Origin of the sequence: Chitinophaga niabensis (assembly GCF_900129465.1) — a bacterium.
Classification (GTDB): Bacteria; Bacteroidota; Bacteroidia; order Chitinophagales; family Chitinophagaceae; genus Chitinophaga; species Chitinophaga niabensis.
Genome location: NZ_FSRA01000002.1, coordinates 601804 through 620638 on the forward strand (window position 1 = coordinate 601804; position 18835 = coordinate 620638).

General features: G+C 45.7%; 16 protein-coding genes. 10 read left to right on the forward strand and 6 right to left on the reverse strand.

Features of this window, described 5'->3' with window-relative positions:
• Window positions 1-611: 611 nt before the first annotated feature.
• From BUR42_RS19365 to BUR42_RS19380, 4 genes are all read left to right on the forward strand, one after another.
• Window positions 612-1997: a cytochrome ubiquinol oxidase subunit I gene (locus tag BUR42_RS19365; RefSeq protein WP_074241122.1), complete on the forward strand. Its 1386-nt coding sequence runs from the start codon at window positions 612-614 to the stop codon at window positions 1995-1997.
• Complete coding sequence (gene cydB, locus BUR42_RS19370) at window positions 1997-3031, forward strand: cytochrome d ubiquinol oxidase subunit II (RefSeq protein WP_074241124.1); 1035 nt, start codon at window positions 1997-1999, stop codon at window positions 3029-3031. The genes BUR42_RS19365 and cydB overlap by 1 nt, the downstream gene beginning before the upstream one ends.
• Window positions 3032-3311: 280 nt before the next feature.
• The gene (locus BUR42_RS19375; RefSeq protein WP_074241125.1) at window positions 3312-4271 is read left to right on the forward strand and encodes a helix-turn-helix transcriptional regulator; all 960 of its coding nucleotides are present in this window, start codon (window positions 3312-3314) and stop codon (window positions 4269-4271) included.
• 48 nt (window positions 4272-4319) lie between these two features.
• Window positions 4320-4922: a GyrI-like domain-containing protein gene (locus BUR42_RS19380; RefSeq protein WP_074241127.1), complete on the forward strand. Its 603-nt coding sequence runs from the start codon at window positions 4320-4322 to the stop codon at window positions 4920-4922.
• Between the two features lie 89 nt (window positions 4923-5011).
• Here BUR42_RS19380 and rnc read toward each other — a convergent pair whose 3' ends face one another.
• From rnc to BUR42_RS19395, 3 genes are read right to left on the reverse strand one after another with little or no spacing between them, the layout of a single operon-like run.
• On the reverse strand, window positions 5012-5740 hold the full coding sequence (rnc, locus tag BUR42_RS19385; protein WP_234979723.1) for a ribonuclease III: 729 nt from the start codon (window positions 5738-5740) through the stop codon (window positions 5012-5014).
• Between the two features lie 4 nt (window positions 5741-5744).
• Window positions 5745-6998: a beta-ketoacyl-ACP synthase II gene (gene fabF, locus BUR42_RS19390; protein WP_074241131.1), complete on the reverse strand. Its 1254-nt coding sequence runs from the start codon at window positions 6996-6998 to the stop codon at window positions 5745-5747.
• 23 nt (window positions 6999-7021) lie between these two features.
• A complete protein-coding gene (locus BUR42_RS19395) occupies window positions 7022-7258 on the reverse strand; it encodes an acyl carrier protein (RefSeq protein WP_012788038.1) in 237 nt (78 codons plus the stop codon).
• Window positions 7259-7706: 448 nt separating this feature from the next.
• On the opposite strand from BUR42_RS19395, the gene BUR42_RS19400 reads away from it, so the two are divergent.
• From BUR42_RS19400 to BUR42_RS19410, 3 genes are read left to right on the forward strand one after another with little or no spacing between them, the layout of a single operon-like run.
• Window positions 7707-8789, forward strand: a complete 1083-nt coding sequence (locus tag BUR42_RS19400; RefSeq protein WP_074241133.1) for an efflux RND transporter periplasmic adaptor subunit — start codon at window positions 7707-7709, stop codon at window positions 8787-8789.
• Window positions 8790-8809: 20 nt separating this feature from the next.
• Window positions 8810-11938 carry an efflux RND transporter permease subunit gene (locus BUR42_RS19405; RefSeq protein WP_074241135.1) on the forward strand — a complete coding sequence of 1043 codons (3129 nt, stop codon included), beginning with the start codon at window positions 8810-8812 and terminating at the stop codon, window positions 11936-11938.
• 18 nt (window positions 11939-11956) lie between these two features.
• A complete protein-coding gene (locus tag BUR42_RS19410) occupies window positions 11957-13282 on the forward strand; it encodes a TolC family protein (RefSeq protein WP_074241137.1) in 1326 nt (441 codons plus the stop codon).
• A gap of 265 nt (window positions 13283-13547) precedes the next feature.
• Here the strand turns inward: BUR42_RS19410 and BUR42_RS19415 are convergent, their stop codons facing one another.
• Entirely contained in the window at window positions 13548-14297 is a 750-nt protein-coding gene (locus BUR42_RS19415; RefSeq protein ID WP_074241139.1) for a carboxypeptidase-like regulatory domain-containing protein, read from the reverse strand.
• A 118-nt stretch (window positions 14298-14415) separates the two neighbouring features.
• On the opposite strand from BUR42_RS19415, the gene prs reads away from it, so the two are divergent.
• Entirely contained in the window at window positions 14416-15345 is a 930-nt protein-coding gene (prs, locus tag BUR42_RS19420; protein ID WP_074241141.1) for a ribose-phosphate diphosphokinase, read from the forward strand.
• A 9-nt stretch (window positions 15346-15354) separates the two neighbouring features.
• Window positions 15355-15786: a GNAT family N-acetyltransferase gene (locus BUR42_RS19425; protein WP_074241142.1), complete on the forward strand. Its 432-nt coding sequence runs from the start codon at window positions 15355-15357 to the stop codon at window positions 15784-15786.
• On the opposite strand, the gene BUR42_RS19430 is transcribed toward BUR42_RS19425, so the two are convergent.
• Both BUR42_RS19430 and BUR42_RS19435 read right to left on the reverse strand, forming a co-directional pair.
• The gene (locus tag BUR42_RS19430; RefSeq protein WP_159442307.1) at window positions 15762-16148 is read right to left on the reverse strand and encodes a YcxB family protein; all 387 of its coding nucleotides are present in this window, start codon (window positions 16146-16148) and stop codon (window positions 15762-15764) included. The two genes, BUR42_RS19425 and BUR42_RS19430, sit on opposite strands and share 25 nt — an antisense overlap.
• Window positions 16149-16279: 131 nt before the next feature.
• Entirely contained in the window at window positions 16280-16774 is a 495-nt protein-coding gene (locus BUR42_RS19435; RefSeq protein ID WP_074241146.1) for a hypothetical protein, read from the reverse strand.
• Window positions 16775-17046: 272 nt separating this feature from the next.
• Here BUR42_RS19435 and BUR42_RS19440 point away from each other — a divergent pair, with 272 nt between their 5' ends.
• Window positions 17047-17793 (forward strand): Dph6-related ATP pyrophosphatase, encoded by a 747-nt coding sequence (locus BUR42_RS19440; RefSeq protein ID WP_074241148.1) that lies wholly within the window; start codon window positions 17047-17049, stop codon window positions 17791-17793.
• Window positions 17794-18835: the final 1042 nt, after the last annotated feature.

Consider the following 18835-nt stretch of genomic DNA (forward strand, 5'->3'; position numbering starts at 1 on the left):
CTGGTAGTTTTATCAATATTATGGTTATCAATAAATTAGTATAATTTCTTCTGCACAATACAAGGGCGGGGCAACTATCGATTAACAAATCCGCGCTTTAAAAGATTTGGCCCGATAAAGATCGGGCCAGGGTAAAGTTTACTCTCCAATTTAACTTATTAAACTATCTGGTAATAAATATTTTTCGATCTTGGTTATGCTGTGTTCTAACCCCAATTTAATAACACAAAATGGTAAGAATTGTTAACCATTAGTTAATAATAGATCTTAGCCTGTTCAAAAAATGAACAGGCCCGGGGGGAACCCCAGACCTGTTAAATACGCTCCAATTTAACTCATGGCAGCCAGTTCTGCTATTGGTACTGCTGCGATGACGGCTCAAATATAAAAATCAGCCCAGCCGGGGCGTGTTAAAAGCTTGTTATTACACGAAGGTGCTATACGGAAACAACCATGATGGGTTAAAACCCATCTGTTTATATATAAATAACCTTTCTTTCCTCCCGTTGTTTTATTAACTTGACTAACGTCAGGCGGGATGCCTGATGTTAGTCACCATCCGCTCGCTGTTACCATATTACTTTTGCAGGACCAACATCAAAAACCGGATTATGCCCTCAGTTGAAATCCTTTCCCGCATCCAATTTGCTTTCACCATCGCCTTTCATTATATATATCCCCCGCTCAGCATAGGTCTCGGTCTCTGCCTGGTGATCATGGAAGGGATGTATCTCCGCACAGGCATTAAAATGTATGAGGATATCACCCGCTTCTGGATCAAAATATTTGCCCTCATCTTTGGTATTGGTGTGGCTACAGGTATTGTGATGGAATTTGAGTTTGGTACCAACTGGGCTGTTTATTCCCGCTATGTGGGAGATATCTTTGGCAGCGCCCTCGCAGCAGAAGGCATTTTTGCTTTTGCGCTGGAATCCGGTTTCCTGGGGATCCTTTTATTTGGATGGAACAGGGTGAGCAAAGGCGTTCACTTTTTCTCCACCATCATGGTAGCCATGGGTTCTATCTTTTCTGCCCTGTGGATCGTGATCGCCAACTCCTGGCAGCAAACACCAACAGGTTATATCATTGAAGGGGAAGGACTGGAAGCCCGCGCCATCATTACGGATTTCTGGGAAATGGTGTTCAACCCCTCTTCTGTAGACCGTTTCTCTCATGTGATCATTGGCTCTTTCCTGGCCGGCTCTTTTTTAGTGATGAGTGTGGCGGCCTGGTATATCGTGAAAAAACGTTTTGTGGAACCCGCAAAAGCCATGTTCAAAGTAGGCCTTTGTGTAGCAACGGTTGCTGCATTGGCGCAACTTTTCACCGGCCACCGTTCTGCACATTATGTAAGTGAATACCAGCCGGCAAAGCTGGCGGCTATGGAAGGACATTACGATAGTTCCGCCGTGGCAGCGATGTACATTGTTGGCTGGGTAGATGCCAAATCAGGAAAAACAACGGGTATTAAAATTCCCGGAGGGCTTTCTTTCCTCACTCATGGCAGCTTTAATGCACCGGTTACAGGACTGAATGCTTTCCCTGGAACAGAACGCCCTTCTGCCGTGAACTTCGTTTTCCAGACCTATCATATCATGATCAGCATTGGCATGTTTCTGATAGCGCTTACGCTCACAGCCTGTTTCCTGCTCTGGAAAAAGAAATTGTTTTCCCAGAAATGGCTCATGACCATTTTTATATGGGCTGTGCTGTTGCCCCAGATCGCCAACCAGGCAGGATGGTATGCTGCAGAAGTGGGCAGGCAGCCCTGGGTAGTGTATGGCCTGCTGCGTACTTCCGATGCCTTATCCAAAGAAGTGAAAGCAGAACAGGTGGTTTTCTCGCTGGTATTATTCAGTCTCGTATACACTTTACTGTTAGTGCTTTTCCTCTACCTCCTGAATAAAAAGATTGTACATGGCCCGGAAATGACGCCGAATGAAGAGGACGACAGCGATGAATTCTCTAAACGTAACATTAAACAACTGCAGGCATAATGGAAACAATTCTCGGCATAGACTTACCCACACTCTGGTTCCTGGTGATCGGAGGGCTCATTACAGGTTATGGCGTACTGGATGGATTTGATCTTGGGGCAGGCAGCCTGCACCTGTTCTTTAATAAAGAGGAAAGCAGGCGTATTGCACTCAATGCCATTGGGCCTGTATGGGATGGAAATGAGGTGTGGCTGGTTATTTCAGGCGGCGCCCTCTTTGCAGGGTTCCCATTAGTGTACGGCACGATCCTTTCCACCTTTTATGTTCCCTTCATGTTATTCCTGGTAGCCCTCATTTTCAGGGCTATCTCTATTGAATTCCGCAGTAAGGAAACCATGGCCTGGTGGCGCAAAATGTGGGATATCAGCTATATGGTATCCAGTACATTGATCACTTTATTACTGGGATTGATCCTTGGTAACCTGATCCATGGCCTGCCCTTCAATGAAAAACATGAGTTCACGGGTAACCTGCTCTCTTTCTTCAATCCCTATTCCATCCTTATCGCTTTTACCACCCTCTCCCTTTTTATGCTCCATGGTGCTATTTACCTGGTGATGAAAACGGAAAACCGGCTGTACGCCAAACTCACCATTATGGTGAATAACTGCAGCAAGTTCTTCATCCTCTGTTTTATCCTGGCTTCCATGTCTACCCTCATCTATATCCCCCATATGACGGACCAGTTCAAGGAATACCCATGGCTGTTTGCCCTTCCCTTGCTGGCTGTGCTGACTGTACTGAACATCAAACGTAATATTGATAATCGTAAATATTTTACCGCTTTTGTTTTCTCGAGCTGCATTACGGCAATGCTCCTGATCCTTTTTGCCATTGGCCTGTACCCCAATATTATTATTTCCACCACAGATCCCGCCAACAGCATCAGTATTTATCATGCCGCCTCATCACCTAAAGCATTGAGGATCATGCTATTGATAGCAGCGATCGGCACACCGCTGGTGCTGGGTTACACTATTTTTGTTTTCTGGACCTTCAGGGGAAAAGTGAAGTTAAATGAGATGAGCTATTAAAAAAGAAACCCCGGCAAGGAATTGCCAGGGCTTTACCATTTAACCTAACTATATGCTGTAACAGCAACTAGTACTTTACAAACCGCCCTTCCGGGAGGTTGAATATCTTTAAGGGGTTATGTCTTTAATAGTTAGACGACGTTATTTTAAAAAACATGTGCGTTGAAACACCCTTTTCTAAATCGTCACATTATTTGACTAATAAGGAAGTGCAAGGTTTAATACGCCAAAAGTTTTCCAGAGGTTTCCTCACGGCTACAGGAAAATGTAAATTTGGTGTATGAATCGTATCGACCGGCTAACTGCCATCCTCATACAGCTCCAGGGTAAAAAAGTGGTGAAAGCCCAGGAAATAGCTGACCGCTTTGAAATAAGCCTCCGCACGGTATACCGGGATGTGAAAGCTTTGATGGAAGCGGGCGTGCCTGTTGGTGCCGAGGCCGGTACGGGTTATTATATTGTGGAAGGTTACCACCTGCCGCCGGTGATGTTCAACCGTACAGAAGCTGCCGCCCTCCTCACGGGCGAAAAACTGATGGAAAAACACAGCGACCATTCCAATAAACAGCAGTTCAGCAATGCCATGCAAAAGATCAGGGCGGTGCTGCGGGGAACAGATAAGGACTTCCTGGAATCCCTGGACGACAATATTGCAGTACTCAAAACCCGCCCTGCCAACGTGGGAGAAGAATTTCCCAACCGCTTCCTGAGCGAGATCCAGGATGCGCTGGCCCGGCAGAAAGTACTCTCTCTCGACTATTACTCTTATTATAATGATACCTCCTCCCGCCGGGACATTGAACCCATCGGGATCTTTCACATGAACAGCAGCTGGCACCTTATTGGCTACTGCCGTTTAAGGCAGGACTACCGGGATTTCAGGGCAGACCGGATTAAAAGTCTTTCTACCACAGACCAGACCTTTAACAAGAGCAGCCGGATGAGCCTCCAGGAATTCATTGCCAGAGGACATAAAGAAAATGAAGAACGGCTCACGGAAGTGAAAGTGCGTTTCACCAATGAGGTAGTACGCTACCTTGGAGAACAGAAATACTATTACGGTTTTGTGGAAGAAAGAACAGAAAAGGATTATGTTGAAATGACCTTCCTCTATGGCAGCCTTCCCTGTTTTGCCCGCTGGCTCCTGGCCATGGGCAATAACGCTACCATTATGTCACCGCTCAGCATGAAAGATATCCTGCAGGTGAAGATTAAAGAATTATTGGCACATCACTGCTGACATAATGTTGTCACTCCCCCGGCTTTCCTTTGCATAAACTAACATCATATGCAAAAGACAGACCTCGCCAAAGAACACAAACAATATTATAGCGCAAAAGCCACACCGGAGATAGTGACGATCGCTGCGGCGGACTTCATTACCATTGAAGGAAATGGCGATCCGAATTCCGCGCTGTTCAATGCAAAAGTAAAAGCGCTGTACACAACTGCGTACACGATCAAAAAGATCTTCAAGCTACAGGACAAAGATTTCAAAGTAGCCAAACTGGAAGGTTTCTGGTGGACGGAAAGTGGTGCTGAAGTAAATGCAGTGCCTGTTAGCGAATGGGAGTGGAAATTAAGGATACAGCTTCCCTCTTTTGTTAAAAAAAGTGATTTTACACAGGCAGTAGCGCTGGCCGGCAATAAGCAGATACCCCACCTGGATGAATTGCGCTTTGAACATTTTCCCGGAACACTGGCAGTACAGATCCTGCATACCGGTTCTTATCATGAAGAAACGCCTACGATCCACAAGATGCTGGCGTATATCAAACTGCATAACCTGGAAGTTAGCGGCACCCATCATGAGCTGTATATTACAGATCCTTCCAAAACGCCGAAAGAAAAGTTAAGGACTATTTTAAGGTTGGATGTGAAGTCGAAATAGCTAAGGCATCAAAGTAGTGGCGGGAAAACCGGGGATCATGCTTAGCACTCAGCTATCAGCGCAGGGTGAATGGGCAACTGTTCACCTTTTTATTTATCGTCCGATCCTATACCCAGCAGTTCTATAGCCTGGGAGGCTGCGATCTGGCTGGCGTCTTTTTTATTAAAGGCTTTACCGGTGCAAATGAGTTCACCGTTCAGCATGGCGCCCACTGTGAAAATACGGCGGCCATTATCCATTTGTTCTTCTATCAGTTCAAACTCCAGCGTTTTGCCATTTTTGTTAGCCCAGCCATAGAGTTTGTTCTTGTGGTTCATTTCTACGGACTCCAGTGTTTCCAGATCGATGTATGGGACCAGGAGGCGTTTATGTACGAACTGTTTGGTCTGATTATATCCTTTATCCAGGTAAACGGCACCCACCAATGCTTCCAGGGTATTACCAAAGATCTGGCTGATCTTCAGGAAGCTGTTGTATTTATCATAGATGGTGAGTTTGCGCAGGCCCATTTTGATAGCGATATCATTGAGCTGTTGGCGGTTCACGATCTTTGAACGCATTTCTGTGAGGTAACCTTCTGTTTTGTAGGGGTATTTTTTGAAGAGATAGTCGCCGATTATTGCTCCCAATATGGCATCACCGAGGTACTCCAGTCGCTCGTTGCTTTCGAGAAATTTCTCTTTGCTGGAACGATGGCTCAAAGCCACTTCATATAAAGCCAGGTTACCAGGGTGAAACCCGAGTAAATTATACAGGTCTTTATACAGTTGCTTTTTCCCGTAGATGAGCTTATATAGAAATCCTGGAAGTATTTTCACACAATCAAGGAACAAATTTTTTGAAAATAACCGAGGCATTGTGTCCACCAAAACCGAAAGTATTGCTGAGGGCTGCTCTTACTTCGCGTTTTTGGGCAACATTGAAAGTAAAGTTCAACTTAGCATCCAGTTGGGGATCGTCCGTAAAGTGGTTAATGGTGGGAGGAACCAGGCCTTCAATAATACTCTTGATAATGGTAATAGACTCCACTGCTCCTGCTGCGCCCAATAAGTGGCCGGTCATGGATTTAGTGGAGCTGATATTCAGCTTATATGCTGCATCGCCAAATACCTGTTGTACTGCCTTCACTTCCGCAACGTCACCCAGGGGGGTGGAAGTTCCATGCACATTGATGTAATCAATGTCTTCAGGAGCCATTCCGGCGTCATTCAGTGCAGCTTTCATTACATTGAAAGCACCCAGCCCTTCCGGATGGGGTGCAGAAATGTGATGTGCGTCTGCAGTGGCACCACCTCCTGCTAATTCTGCATAGATCTTTGCACCGCGTGCCATAGCATGCTCATAACTTTCCAGTACAAGTGCGCCTGCACCTTCTCCCATTACAAAACCATCACGGTCCAGATCAAATGGCCTGGAAGCCGTTTTAGGATCATCGTTACGTTCACTCAATGCCTTCATGGCGTTAAATCCGCCAACACAGGGTTCATTGATGATGTTTTCAGATCCTCCGGTAATGATCACATCTGCTTTGCCCCATCTGATATGGTACATTGCATCAATAATAGCATTGGTAGAAGAAGCACATGCAGAAACCACGGAGAAGTTAGGCCCTCTGAAACCATGCCGGATGGATATATGCCCTGCGGCAATATCCAAAATAAGGCGGGTGATCAGAAAAGGACTGAACCGCGGGGTCCCGTCACCTGCAAAGAATTCCTTCAGCTCGTGGCTGAAGTTGATCATACCTCCAACACCCGTACCCCAAATCACCCCAACACGGTCTACATCAACGGAATTGCGATCGATCTTTGCATCGGCAATTGCCTCGTCGGCTGCAATAACTGCTGTTTGGGTGAAGGGATCCATCTTGCGCGCATCCTTCTTATCCATGAATTGAGTGGGATCGAAGTCCTTAAGCTCGCAGGCGAAGCGGGTCTTGAATTTGGCAGCGTCGAACTGCTTGATGAAGTCAGCGCCGGATACACCGTTCGCCAATCCCTGCCAAAAGGCATCTATGGAATTGCCGAGCGGTGTTAGCGCGCCTAAACCTGTAACGACTACTCGTCTTGGTTGCATTAAAACAGTTCTGATTAGTTGGATTATTTTACGTGTTCTTCCAGGTAAGCTACTGCCTGGCCAACAGTGGTGATAGTCTCTGCTTGTTCGTCAGGAATGGAGATATTGAATTCTTTTTCGAATTCCATGATCAGTTCTACAGTATCCAAAGAGTCAGCGCCTAAGTCGTTGGTAAAGCTGGCTTCAGGAGTTACCTCGGCCTCGTCAACGCCTAATTTGTCAATAATGATCTTTTTAACTCTTGATGCAATGTCTGACATAATTTTAAGTGTTTTTGGTTTAAAACTTGACTGCAAAAATATAATATTTATTGAATTGCCAAGACCATAGTCAAATTTTAACGGAGATTTTCCAATTTAGTATCACTGTCAAATCCTCACGAATGGCGCTTATGGCGGGATGCACGGTAGTTTAACGGGTTTCGATATACGCGAAATTCCTTATGTTATCTCCCCTTTTTGTGAACATTTACACCATTATATATTATATAACCGTCCTTTTATGGCACATAGGTGTTATGACATACAAGTTGACCATTCAAATATTTATTGCACCACTTAACCAGATTTAAAACCGGAACAGGGTCCGCTTGACGTCCAATTATTACATTTGTCCGGCCATGAAAGCGTAACTTGCAGGTAAGCGCAGGTGTCTACGTGGAAACTGATCAGAACAGGAAATCCAGCTAAACAATATATTTATTTAATCATGCGCAATAAGACCTTAAGAATCGTTCTATTAATCCTTATTCTGGCGGTAGCCGGCTTTTTCGTCTACAAAATGACCGCTAAGAGTGAACCCAGGGAATCCGCTGGACCATCCAAACCAGCAGCAGGTCGCGGTGCAGGAAGACCCATACTCGCAGATGCTTATGTAGTTAAACCCGTTCTGCTGGACCAGGCTATTGAAGCCAGCGGTACCCTTCAGAGTAATGAGGAAGTGGAGTTGAAACCGGAAATTACCGGCAGGATCACGAATATCTATTTTAAAGAAGGCACCACCGTTAGCAAAGGCGCCCTCCTTATTAAGATATATGACGGAGATATTGTTGCACAGATCCGTAAACTGGAATTACAGCGCGAATTGTCCAAAACCACCCTTGCCCGTCAGCAACAGCTGTTAAAGATCAATGGTATCAGCCAGCAGGATGTGGATGTTACCAGTAACCAGGTGAGTGCTTACGGTGCAGATATTGAATATAATAGGGCACAACTGCAGAAAACAGAGATCCGCGCTCCCTTTAGCGGAACGCTGGGTTTAAGGAATGTGAGTGAAGGCGCCATTGTGGGGCCAACTACCATTATGACCACCCTGCAACAGCTGAATCCTTTAAAGATAGATTTTGCCGCACCTGAAAAATACCGCAACTCCATCAACAAAGGGGAGCCGGTAACTTTCACCGTAACAGGTGATACACAAAAATATAAAGGCTCTATCTATGCCATCGATCCCAAGATCGACCTGGCCACCCGCAGCGTAATGATCCGTGCCCTGGTACCCAACCCAACCGGCAAACTGTTTCCCGGTTCTTTTGCTAAAACCTCCCTCCGTTTAAAAGATAATCCAAATGCGATCATGATCCCCTCACAGGCAGTGATCCCGGGTACCCGTAATAAAACGGTGATCGTGGCAGATAGCGGAAGGGCTAAAATAGTGGTCGTAGAAACCGGTTTCCGGAATGAAAGTAGTGTGGAAATATTAAGTGGATTGCAGATAGGCGATACAGTTATCACAAGTGGCATCCTTCAATTAAAACCCGGTTCTTCTCTTAAGTACAATAAGGTACAGTAGAACAACGCAAAATAATTAACATGAGCTTACCTTCTTTATCGCTCAAGCGGCCGGTACTGGCAATTGTGATGAACATCATTATTGTGATCTTCGGCCTTGTGGGTTATACTTTCCTGGGGGTGCGGGACTTCCCGGCCATTGACCCTCCGGTTGTGAATGTGCGTACTTCTTATGGTGGCGCCAACTCAGATATTATTGAAACACAGATCACGGAAACACTGGAGAAAGCCATCAATGGTGTTGCCGGGATCAAAAACATCTCTTCCCTCAGCAGCCAGGGTACCAGCAATATCACGGTGGAATTTGAACTGGGAGAAGACCTTGAAGCAGCAACGAACGATGTGCGGGATAAAGTGTCCCAGGCGCAACGGAACCTTCCGCCGGACCTGGAAGCACCACCTGTAGTGTCTAAAGCTGATGCCAATTCGGACAACATCATTTCCATGACGGTGCAGAGCAATACCCGTAATCAGCTGGAGATTACAGAATATGCTACCAACGTACTCCTGGAAAAATTACAAACGATCCCGGGGGTAAGCTCTATCCAGATCATGGGTGAAAAGAAATATGCCATGCGCATATGGATGGACCCTTCCCGTTTATCAGCATATGGCCTCACACCGGGAGATGTACAGAATGCCCTTACAAGAGAGAACGTGGAATTACCTTCCGGTAAAATTGCCGGTAACTCCACAGAATTAACTGTGCGAACCTTCGGACGGCTGGATACGGAAGAGGAATTCAATGCACTGATCATTAAGAATGTGAACGGCGCCGAAGTGAGGCTCCGGGATATAGGACAGGCTGTATTAGGACCGGAGAATGAAGAAACACAGCTCAAGGAATCCGGTATTCCACAGATCGCATTGGGATTAATACCACAACCAGGCGCCAACTATGTGGCCATTGCCAATGAATTCTACAAACGATACGAACATCTTAAAAAAGAAATACCAGACGATTTCAGTCTCAATATCGGGATAGATAATACAGCCTTCATTAAAAAGAGTATCCACGAAGTACAGGAAACACTCATCATTGCATTGGTGCTGGTGATCCTGATCGTATACCTCTTCTTCCGTGACTGGCTGATGGCTTTGCGGCCTATCCTGGATATCCCCGTATCATTGATCGGGGCATTCTTCATCATGTACATCTGCGGCTTCACCATCAACATCCTTACCCTGCTGGCCATTGTACTGGCAACGGGCCTGGTGGTGGACGACGGTATTGTGGTAACGGAGAACATCTATAAAAAGATAGAAGCCGGTTTGCCCCGTATGCGTGCAGCGAAAGAAGGATCTGAAGAGATCTTCTTTGCGGTAATTGCCACTTCCATCACACTGGCCTTCGTATTCCTGCCGATCATTTTCTTACAGGGTTTTGTGGGAAGCCTGTTCCGGGAATTCGGGATCGTGGTGGCCGGTGCGGTATTGATCTCTGCTTTTGTATCCTTAACGCTTACCCCCGTGCTCAACGTTAAGCTGGCACACAAAACACATAAACACTCCTGGTTCTACGAAAAAACAGAACCATTCTTCCGCTGGATGGAAACCAGCTATCAGAAATCGCTGACCGCATTCATGAAAATAAAAGCGATGGCGGTAGTGATCATCCTTATCTGCTTAGGCATGATCTACTGGTTGTTCAACACACTGCAATCAGAACTGGCGCCGATGGAAGACAGGAACTCTTTCCGTTTGTCCGTTACCGCGCCGGAAGGAACTTCTTACGATGCTATGGATAAATATGTGAACAGCCTGGTGCAGTTCCTGCTGGATTCCATTCCTGAAAAACAGATCATCCTTTCTGTAACAGCACCCGGTTTCTCCGGTGCAGGTTCTGTGAATACGGCCTTTATATTTGTGACCTTGCCGGAACCAAAAGACAGGAGCCGCTCTCAGAAGCAGATCGTGGAAATGGTGAACCGGAACATGTACAGGTTCCCGCAGGGAAGAGTATTTGCGATAGAACAACAAACCATCCAGGTAGGCCGCCGTGGCGGTTTGCCGGTATCATTCGTATTGCAGAATGTGAACTTTGATAAACTGGCATCTGTGATCCCGCGCTTCATGGATGAGGCCAACAGCAACCCCACTTTCCAAAGTGTGGATGTGGACCTTAAGTTCAATAAACCGGAATTACGCATCCAGATCAACCGTCCCAAAGCCAGTGAGCTGGGCGTTTCTGTGGAAGACATTTCCTCTACATTACAACTGGCACTCAGTAACCGGCGCTTTGGATATTTTATCCGCAACGGTAAACAATACCAGGTAATGGGCCAGGTGTTCCGGGACGACAGGGATGATCCGGTGGATCTGCAAAGCATTTATGTGCGGAATTCCCGTGGCGAACCCATTCAGCTGGATAACCTGGTTACCATCAGCGAAGAAACCAGCCCGCCGATCATCTATCACTTTAACCGGATGAAATCCGCTACCATTTCAGCAGGCCTTGCGCCAGGTAAAACTATCGGTGATGGTATCGCCGCCATGAATAGCATTTATGATAAGCTGGAAAAAGAAAAACTGATCGATGAATCCTTTGCAACAGCGCTGAGCGGTTCTTCACGGGATTATGCGGAAAGTGGTTCCAACACTATGTTTGCATTGGTACTGGCACTCATATTGATCTATCTTGTACTGGCCGCACAGTTCGAAAGCTGGGTGGATCCATTCATCATCATGTTAACGGTGCCGCTGGCCTTTGCGGGTGCATTGCTCTCGCTGTGGCTATTCGGGCAAACCTGGAATATCTTCTCCCAGATCGGTGTAATTATGCTGATAGGGTTAGTAACCAAAAACGGTATCCTCATCGTGGAATTTGCCAACCATATGCGGGATAGTGGTAAGGAAAAAGCAGCGTCTGCCATAGAAGGTTCCGTGATGCGTTTACGGCCCATCCTTATGACCAGCCTTGCGATGGCCCTGGGTGCATTGCCTATTGCCATGAGCCTTGGTGCCGCTGCAACCAGCCGTATTCCACTGGGTATCGTGATTGTGGGTGGTATTATGTTCTCGCTGGTACTCACCTTATATGTGATCCCGGCGATGTACACCTTCCTGAGCCGCAGAAAAAAGAATGTTGAATATGAAGAAGCGTTGTTGCAGGAAAATCCGGAAGCGGCTGCTGCAACAGCACATGCATAAGAATCATTAATCAATACGATGAAACTGATCAGAATATTTTTAGCCGGCATTTTTTCACTATTGCTTGTTACAGGCGCTAAAGCACAACAGGTGCTTACGCTGGAACAGGCCATAGACCTTGGCTTAAAGAACAACTTTGATATCCGCCTCGCTAAAAACGATGCTGCGGTTGCAGCCAACGATAATGCCTACGCCAACTTTGCGTTTGCACCCCGTGTGAATGGTACTGCATCTAAACTATGGACCAATACCGGTACCAAACAGGAGTTCGGGAATGGCAACAAACGGGATACCAGTGGTATCAAGAACCGGCAGTTCCAGGGAGCGGTGAACCTTAACTGGACCTTGTTTGACGGGCTTAAAATGTTTGCTACCCGCCAGCGTATCCAGGCGATTGAAATATTAGGTGAGATGGGGGTGAAGAACCAGGTAGAGAATACCATTGCTGCCATCATCAACAGCTATTATAACATTGCACAGCAGAAGCAACAGCTCCGTGCACTGGCAGAACAAATGAGCATCTCGGAAGAAAGGGTGAAATTGTCCGATGCAAAGTTCCAGACAGGGCTTGGGCCTAAAACAGACTGGTTGCAGGCAAAGGTGGATTACAATGCACAACGTGCTATGTGGCTCCGTCAGCAAACCACGATTGAGCAAAGTAAAGCTTCCCTCAACCAGTTACTGGCTATTGCAGATGAAAGTACTAATTACGATGTGCATGATACCATTCCGGTGAACCTCGCGCTGTCTTATGGTGAGATCCAGGAAAATATCCATCAGACCAATCCGCAGTTGCAGATGGCGAAACAGAACCTGGAGATCTCACGTATTGCTTTGAAGGAAGCTAAAGGAGATTTCTTCCCGGTGCTCTCTTTCAATTCTGCTTATAACTTTAACCAATCCAGGGCTAATGCTGCGGTGAACCAGTTCAGCCCTGTGTTTAATCAAAACAAGGTTTTTAACTACGGGTTTTCTGCCACGGTGCCCATCTTCAATGGACTGAACGTACACCGGCAGGTGAAGAATGCGAAACTGAATATTGAATACCAGCAGCTTGCTTTGGATAATCAGCAATCACAGGTAAACCTTTTCCTGAGAAATGCGTTTAAAGATTATGAGTATTATAAAATGTCGCTCACGCTGGAGGAAGAAAGTGTAGACCTTGCGAGGGAAAATGTGATGGTGGCGTTGGAGCGTTTCAGGCAGGGGGTATCTACTACACTGGAGTTAAAGGAAGCGCAGCAAAGTCTTGAACTGGCTGCTTATCGTTTGATCCAGGCGAGGTATAATACCAAGATCTCCGAAACAGAATTGATGCGTTTGAAAGGAACGCTCTTGAAATAATAAATACCTGCTTAAAAGAAGGGGCTGTTCCGTGAGGAATGGCCTTTTTCTTTTTATGAAATATTTGCTGAAAGCCTGCCGCGCAGCAGAGGGCGGAGATTTTTTGCTTTGAGGGAGAAGGAGATGCTTTTTTACTGAAAGCCTGCCGCGCAGCAGAGGGCGGAGTTTTTTTTGCTTTTATAGCTTCTGCTCAATAGCGAACAAACCGATGCAGTGAGTGACACAACGGCGGCTGAGTAAAGATCAATTGCTGACCCTAAAAAAATTATTGTTGTGTGGATGTATCCTTTGGTTTCAATCCCTGCTCCCGGAGATACCTGTCGTACGATTGTTTGATGAAGAGCATCAGGTCATAATCCGATGCATTGAGCAGGAATGCATAGCTGGGCCGGTGCGTAAGCATAAAGGAATCCAGCGCGGGGCTTTCCAATTTGGTGAGCCTGGCTACGAGTTCAGGATTATAGCGGTAGTCGATATGTTTCTCTTCTTCCCAGTATTGCAGCTGCTCCCCGAACTTCTCTTTCCGTTTACGGGCCTTGCTGGGTATCAGGTAACTCAATGCGGTGATAGGATTGGAAGGTAGTGTTTTGAGAACATCCAGGGCGCCGGGTCTTTTATATCCGAAGTATTTCTCATACTCATCCCGGATGGCCAGGGAATCCCTTTTATAGATCCGGCCACGCACATTCACCCCCTGCAATCCAAAGATCTGGCGTTTTAGTTCCACATTCTGGGTAGAGGAAATGCCGGTTGCAATGATGGAGGTCCTTACATAACTCAGCATGGAAAACTCAATGGTATCTCCCGGAAGGGCCTCAATATAATAACGGCCGGTTTCATTACTCACCGTACCTATCCTGGCCCTTTTATTCCAGATACTCACGGAAGGCAGCCCCACACGGGTATCACCATCCGTAACCATTCCGGTTAACCGCACCTGCGCGGCCGCCTCCTGTAAAGCGGGCACTATAAAAATTAAGAGTGCAACAGCGTATCTGAATAGAAAATACTTCATACTAATATTTCAAATTTAGCGTTCCAAGCTCAAATGAAACGTTAAAAATATGCGCAATCCTTTGCCTATTGCCGTTGGATTTGCATAATTTCGGTCATAATCATCCGAATATTGTGCCATGCCGAAAAAGATCTTATTTGCCACGCAACGTTACCAATACCTGAAAGCGCGCATTTTAGCGATCGCCCCGGCAGATTGGGAAGATGGTCATATCATTATCCGGGATTTCCCGGACGGGGAGCATTACCATCGTATAACCAGCAACGTTAGCGGTAAAGAAGTGGTGCTCATCGGAGGTACCATTGATGATAAGGAAACCCTCGAACTCTTCGACATTGCCAACGGTTGTATCCAAACAGGCGCTACCTGCCTGAACCTTGTGATCCCTTATTTTGGCTATTCCACCATGGAACGTGCCGTACAGCATGGGGAAATTGTAAAGGCCAAGAACCGTGCTATCCTTTTTTCAGCTTTGCCCACCACCCTCAATACCCGGGTAATAATGATAGACCTCCATGTGGATGGGATCTCCTATTACTTCGAAAGCAATGTTCGCCCGGTACACCTGTATGGCAAACTGCTGGTGAAGGAAGCTGCCCTGGAACTTGCGCAAGGTAAGCCTTTTGTGCTGGCCAGCACAGACGCAGGCCGGGCAAAATGGGTAGAATCCCTCGCGAATGACCTCCAGGTGACCGCCGCTTTTGTTTTCAAACGCCGTGTTTCAGGTGAAGAAACCCATATTACCGGCATCAGTGCCAATGTTGAAGGCAAGCTGGTGATCATCTATGATGATATGATCCGTACCGGCGGATCCCTGATCCAGGCTGCCCGGGCTTATAAAGATGCCGGTGCCCGGGAAATTGCCGTGATCACTACCCACGGCATCTTTGCCGGCAATGGCTTTGAAAAGATCCGTGACAGTGGCCTCGTTCAAAAGGTGGTTTGCACAGATACCCACCCTAATGCCCTGCAAATAACAGACCCGCTTTTGCGTGTACAGTCCGTGGCCCCGCTGATCCTTGATTATTTTCTGAGCATTCCGCAATAATTTTGTTCCATGTTTGATATACGCATTATTGAATACGGCAGCTGTGATTACCAGGCCATGGTATCACTGCGGGATAAGATACTCAGAGCTCCGCTAGGCCTCACTTTTTCTAATGAATACCTGCAACAGGAGATCTCCGATGTGCTGATAGGCGCCTTTGAAGAAGAAAAGCTGCTGGCCTGCTGCATCCTCACTCCTGTAAACGAAACAACGGTACAATTGCGCCAGATGGCCGTGGATGATAAGCTACAGGGTAAAGGCACTGGCAGTAAGGTGCTCCGGTTTGCGGAAGAAGAGGCAAAACGGAATGGGTTCCGGGAATTAATGATGCATGCGCGCAAAGAGGCAGCACCTTTTTATCGTAAGAACGGGTATGAAATAAGGGGAGAAGAATTTGAAGAAGTGGGCATTGCCCATTATGAAATGTTCAAACGGCTGTAATCTGAAAAGAGGGTTTGCATCAGGCGGCTGAAATTATCTTTGGCATCCTCGCTTTCAAAAGCACTGGTAGGTATGAGGAAAAAACTGCGCTTATCCCTGTACAGGAAAAAAAATGAATTTGTTTCCACGATCTGGGAGAAATTCTTCCAGGACAAGGACCTTTCCCCCGGGCCGGTAGAAATGGCCATGCCCTCCTCGTTATAACGCAAACGGATACTGTCCTTAAAAGTAGCGGCTTTATTATAGGTAGATACGGGTAACAAATACCAGAATGCCCATCCCAGGATCACCATCATAGCAGAAATGCCCAGCAGTGCATTAAAGTTTACCACATGAAACAGGTATCCTGTTACTGTGGCCACCAATAAAATAATAAGAGTGTTACGAAATACTTTTATCTCGCCACGCCGGAGAAAGTGGAAGCGTAATGCATTTATAACCTCTTCCCTATTGTACGTAAACTGAAGGAAATGCATTCATCGAACTTACGAAATTATTTTGATGCAGTCAAAGACATTGGTGCATCCAGATCGTCGCAAGTGGAAACGGGTGCATTCTTCCGATTTACGGCGGAAGTGGTGATACGCTTGTCTGTCAGGTCTTCTTCATTCAGACCGGGGAAATTCTTTTTGATGAATTTCAGATACTGCTGCAATACTTTAGGATCAACCTTGAAAGGAGCTACCGGCGCGTCTATATTATCGCCTTTTATGGAGGAGCTGTTATTTACGCGTGTTTCATTCTGCAAATACCATTTGTAGAGGTCTACCATGGCCTTTTGCATTTCAGTATCATCTACCTTTTCTACTTTGGAAGATTGGGGCAGGGTCCATATGAACTCTTCCAATCTGTTTGTATTGGTGGTAGTTTTGGCTTTTGCACCTTTATCGGTTTTCTCGCCGTTATTGTCATTCTTATCGCCGGGATGGGCGATCGCTGCAGTGGCAGTTACTGTTCCCAGCACCAGCAAAAACAACAGCTGTTTCATAAGGTAATTTTTAATGACCTAAAAATACTAAATAAATAACATAAAATACTCCCCGGGGGCTAAATACGCACTTCTACGGGACAAACTGCGGTTTTCACGGTATAAACAGCCTCGGAGTACAAATAAAAGACGACCCGGGTGATAAAAAGTTGCAAACCGGCCCGATCTTTTTTTAAAATATACCCCTGGCCAGGGATTAGCCCCTAAAACGCTGGTCCCCTTATATATATTACATAGCCGGGTAAGCCGGAATTTGAATAATTTTACAGACCATGAATGCATATATTAATTGGAGTGGCGGCAAAGATGCTTCTTTCGCCCTCTGGCAATTGCAACAACAGCCTGATTACCACATCCGGTATCTCTTCACTACACTCAGTGAAGCCTTCCAACGTGTTTCCATGCATGGGGTAAGAGAAGTGCTGCTGGATGAACAAGCCCGCCAGACGGGTATTCCCTTAAAAAAGGCCTATTTGCCGGAAAATGCTTCCATGGAAGACTATAACCGGATAATGAGTACACAACTGGCTGAATTACAGGCAGAAGGAATCAGTCATGCTGTTTTCGGAGACATTTTCCTGGAGGACCTGCGTGCTTACCGGGAAACACAATTGGCGCAGATAGGTATGGAAGGGGTGTTCCCCCTTTGGAAAAAAAACAGTACCCAACTGGTAAAAGATTTCATTACGGCAGGCTTTAAAGCCATTATTGTTTGTGTGAATGCCAAATATCTCCCGGCATCTTTTGCAGGCCGGATCATTGACGAAGCCTTCCTCGCCGATCTCCCAGCAGAGGTTGATCCTTGCGGAGAGAACGGCGAGTTCCACAGTTTTGTGTTTGACGGCCCCCTCTTTTCTACACCTGTGGCTTTTACAGTAGGTGAAACGGTAGAAAGAGTGTACTCCCCTGTTCGTGCCGGGGAAGGTAATTGCTATAAAGATGATGGTGAAAACTGTTTTCAAAAAGAAACGATTGATTGGGACACCCGTTTCTATTTCTGCGATCTGCTGCCTGCCTGAGGTTCTTAAGTTAGGTTGTTGATTCTTTGGGACTAAAACACTCCATTCCTGCACCCGTAAGAAAAACAAAAGCAATGGATGAATCCATTGCTTTCGAGAGTCATTTACTTTGCAAGAAGATTCTCGCGGTGTAGGAATATTTGGTTTTTCATAGGACAGTAACCATATAAAAATTAATACTTTAACAAATATAAAATAATTTGAATAAATAGGGAAAACTCTTTTCTAATATTCAAAATCGTCAAAATAAGCGCCGCAAAATGAAAATAAACAAAATAAAAGGCGCTTTTTTGAAGGAAATCGAATAAAAATTTACCCCGGGGGCAAAATCGGTTTTGCAAGGTTCAATACGGGAGGAAGGATTTGTTAACAAAAAAGGGGGCTTTTTGCCAAAACAAGCGCCTTTATATGGCATATTTAACAAATGGGAAAACTACTGTTAACATTTCAGCCATTGGGATGATCCTATCTTTGCAAAAGATGCTACATGGTCATGTAGTATTATCGGGATAATTTCTTTTGTTGCCGGTAGAATTTTCAAAACGCATTCTACTTTACTACTACAAGATGTTATCAATTGCATCTTTCATCTCATTTCAATTATGAAGATGCAGGTTTGTTTAAATCATTTCATATTGCTTTCAGCGCAGTATTGATAAGCTACCCTCTAAGGCGCAATCCCTTTCCTGGTATACGTTTCAGCGCACCTTATTTTATCCTCCATTTAAGTATACATTTATTATCTGCTTCACAATTGATCTGTAGTACATTCTGATCAGTGCATCTTTTTTGCAGTTAATGTATTGTTTTTTGCAAATCCTTCGTAAAGATCATTGAGAGAGGCTTCGGCTGAAACCCTTTGTGGGAAAGGGGGGAAAAGAAAAAGGGCACTTAGAAAAGTGCCCTCAATTTGTTACTATCCTATGAAAACCCTATTTGTATACAAAGGTATATCTATGTTAACTTTATTTGAAATTTTTACCTTCGAATAACAAATAATTAACAAACCATTTGCTGCGTACGATCCACACAAACTCAACAC

Excerpts from the sequence above, each read along its gene's own strand:
- BUR42_RS19365 (WP_074241122.1), top strand. The coding sequence starts at position 612 with ATGCCCTCAGTTGAAATCCTTTCCCGCATCCAATTTGCTTTCACCATC.
- cydB (WP_074241124.1), top strand. The coding sequence starts at position 1,997 with ATGGAAACAATTCTCGGCATAGACTTACCCACACTCTGGTTCCTGGTG.
- BUR42_RS19375 (WP_074241125.1), top strand. The coding sequence starts at position 3,312 with ATGAATCGTATCGACCGGCTAACTGCCATCCTCATACAGCTCCAGGGT.
- BUR42_RS19380 (WP_074241127.1), top strand. The coding sequence starts at position 4,320 with ATGCAAAAGACAGACCTCGCCAAAGAACACAAACAATATTATAGCGCA.
- fabF (WP_074241131.1), bottom strand. The coding sequence starts at position 6,998 with ATGCAACCAAGACGAGTAGTCGTTACAGGTTTAGGCGCGCTAACACCG.
- BUR42_RS19395 (WP_012788038.1), bottom strand. The coding sequence starts at position 7,258 with ATGTCAGACATTGCATCAAGAGTTAAAAAGATCATTATTGACAAATTA.
- BUR42_RS19400 (WP_074241133.1), top strand. The coding sequence starts at position 7,707 with ATGCGCAATAAGACCTTAAGAATCGTTCTATTAATCCTTATTCTGGCG.
- BUR42_RS19405 (WP_074241135.1), top strand. The coding sequence starts at position 8,810 with ATGAGCTTACCTTCTTTATCGCTCAAGCGGCCGGTACTGGCAATTGTG.
- BUR42_RS19410 (WP_074241137.1), top strand. The coding sequence starts at position 11,957 with ATGAAACTGATCAGAATATTTTTAGCCGGCATTTTTTCACTATTGCTT.
- BUR42_RS19415 (WP_074241139.1), bottom strand. The coding sequence starts at position 14,297 with ATGAAGTATTTTCTATTCAGATACGCTGTTGCACTCTTAATTTTTATA.
- prs (WP_074241141.1), top strand. The coding sequence starts at position 14,416 with ATGCCGAAAAAGATCTTATTTGCCACGCAACGTTACCAATACCTGAAA.
- BUR42_RS19425 (WP_074241142.1), top strand. The coding sequence starts at position 15,355 with ATGTTTGATATACGCATTATTGAATACGGCAGCTGTGATTACCAGGCC.
- BUR42_RS19435 (WP_074241146.1), bottom strand. The coding sequence starts at position 16,774 with ATGAAACAGCTGTTGTTTTTGCTGGTGCTGGGAACAGTAACTGCCACT.
- BUR42_RS19440 (WP_074241148.1), top strand. The coding sequence starts at position 17,047 with ATGAATGCATATATTAATTGGAGTGGCGGCAAAGATGCTTCTTTCGCC.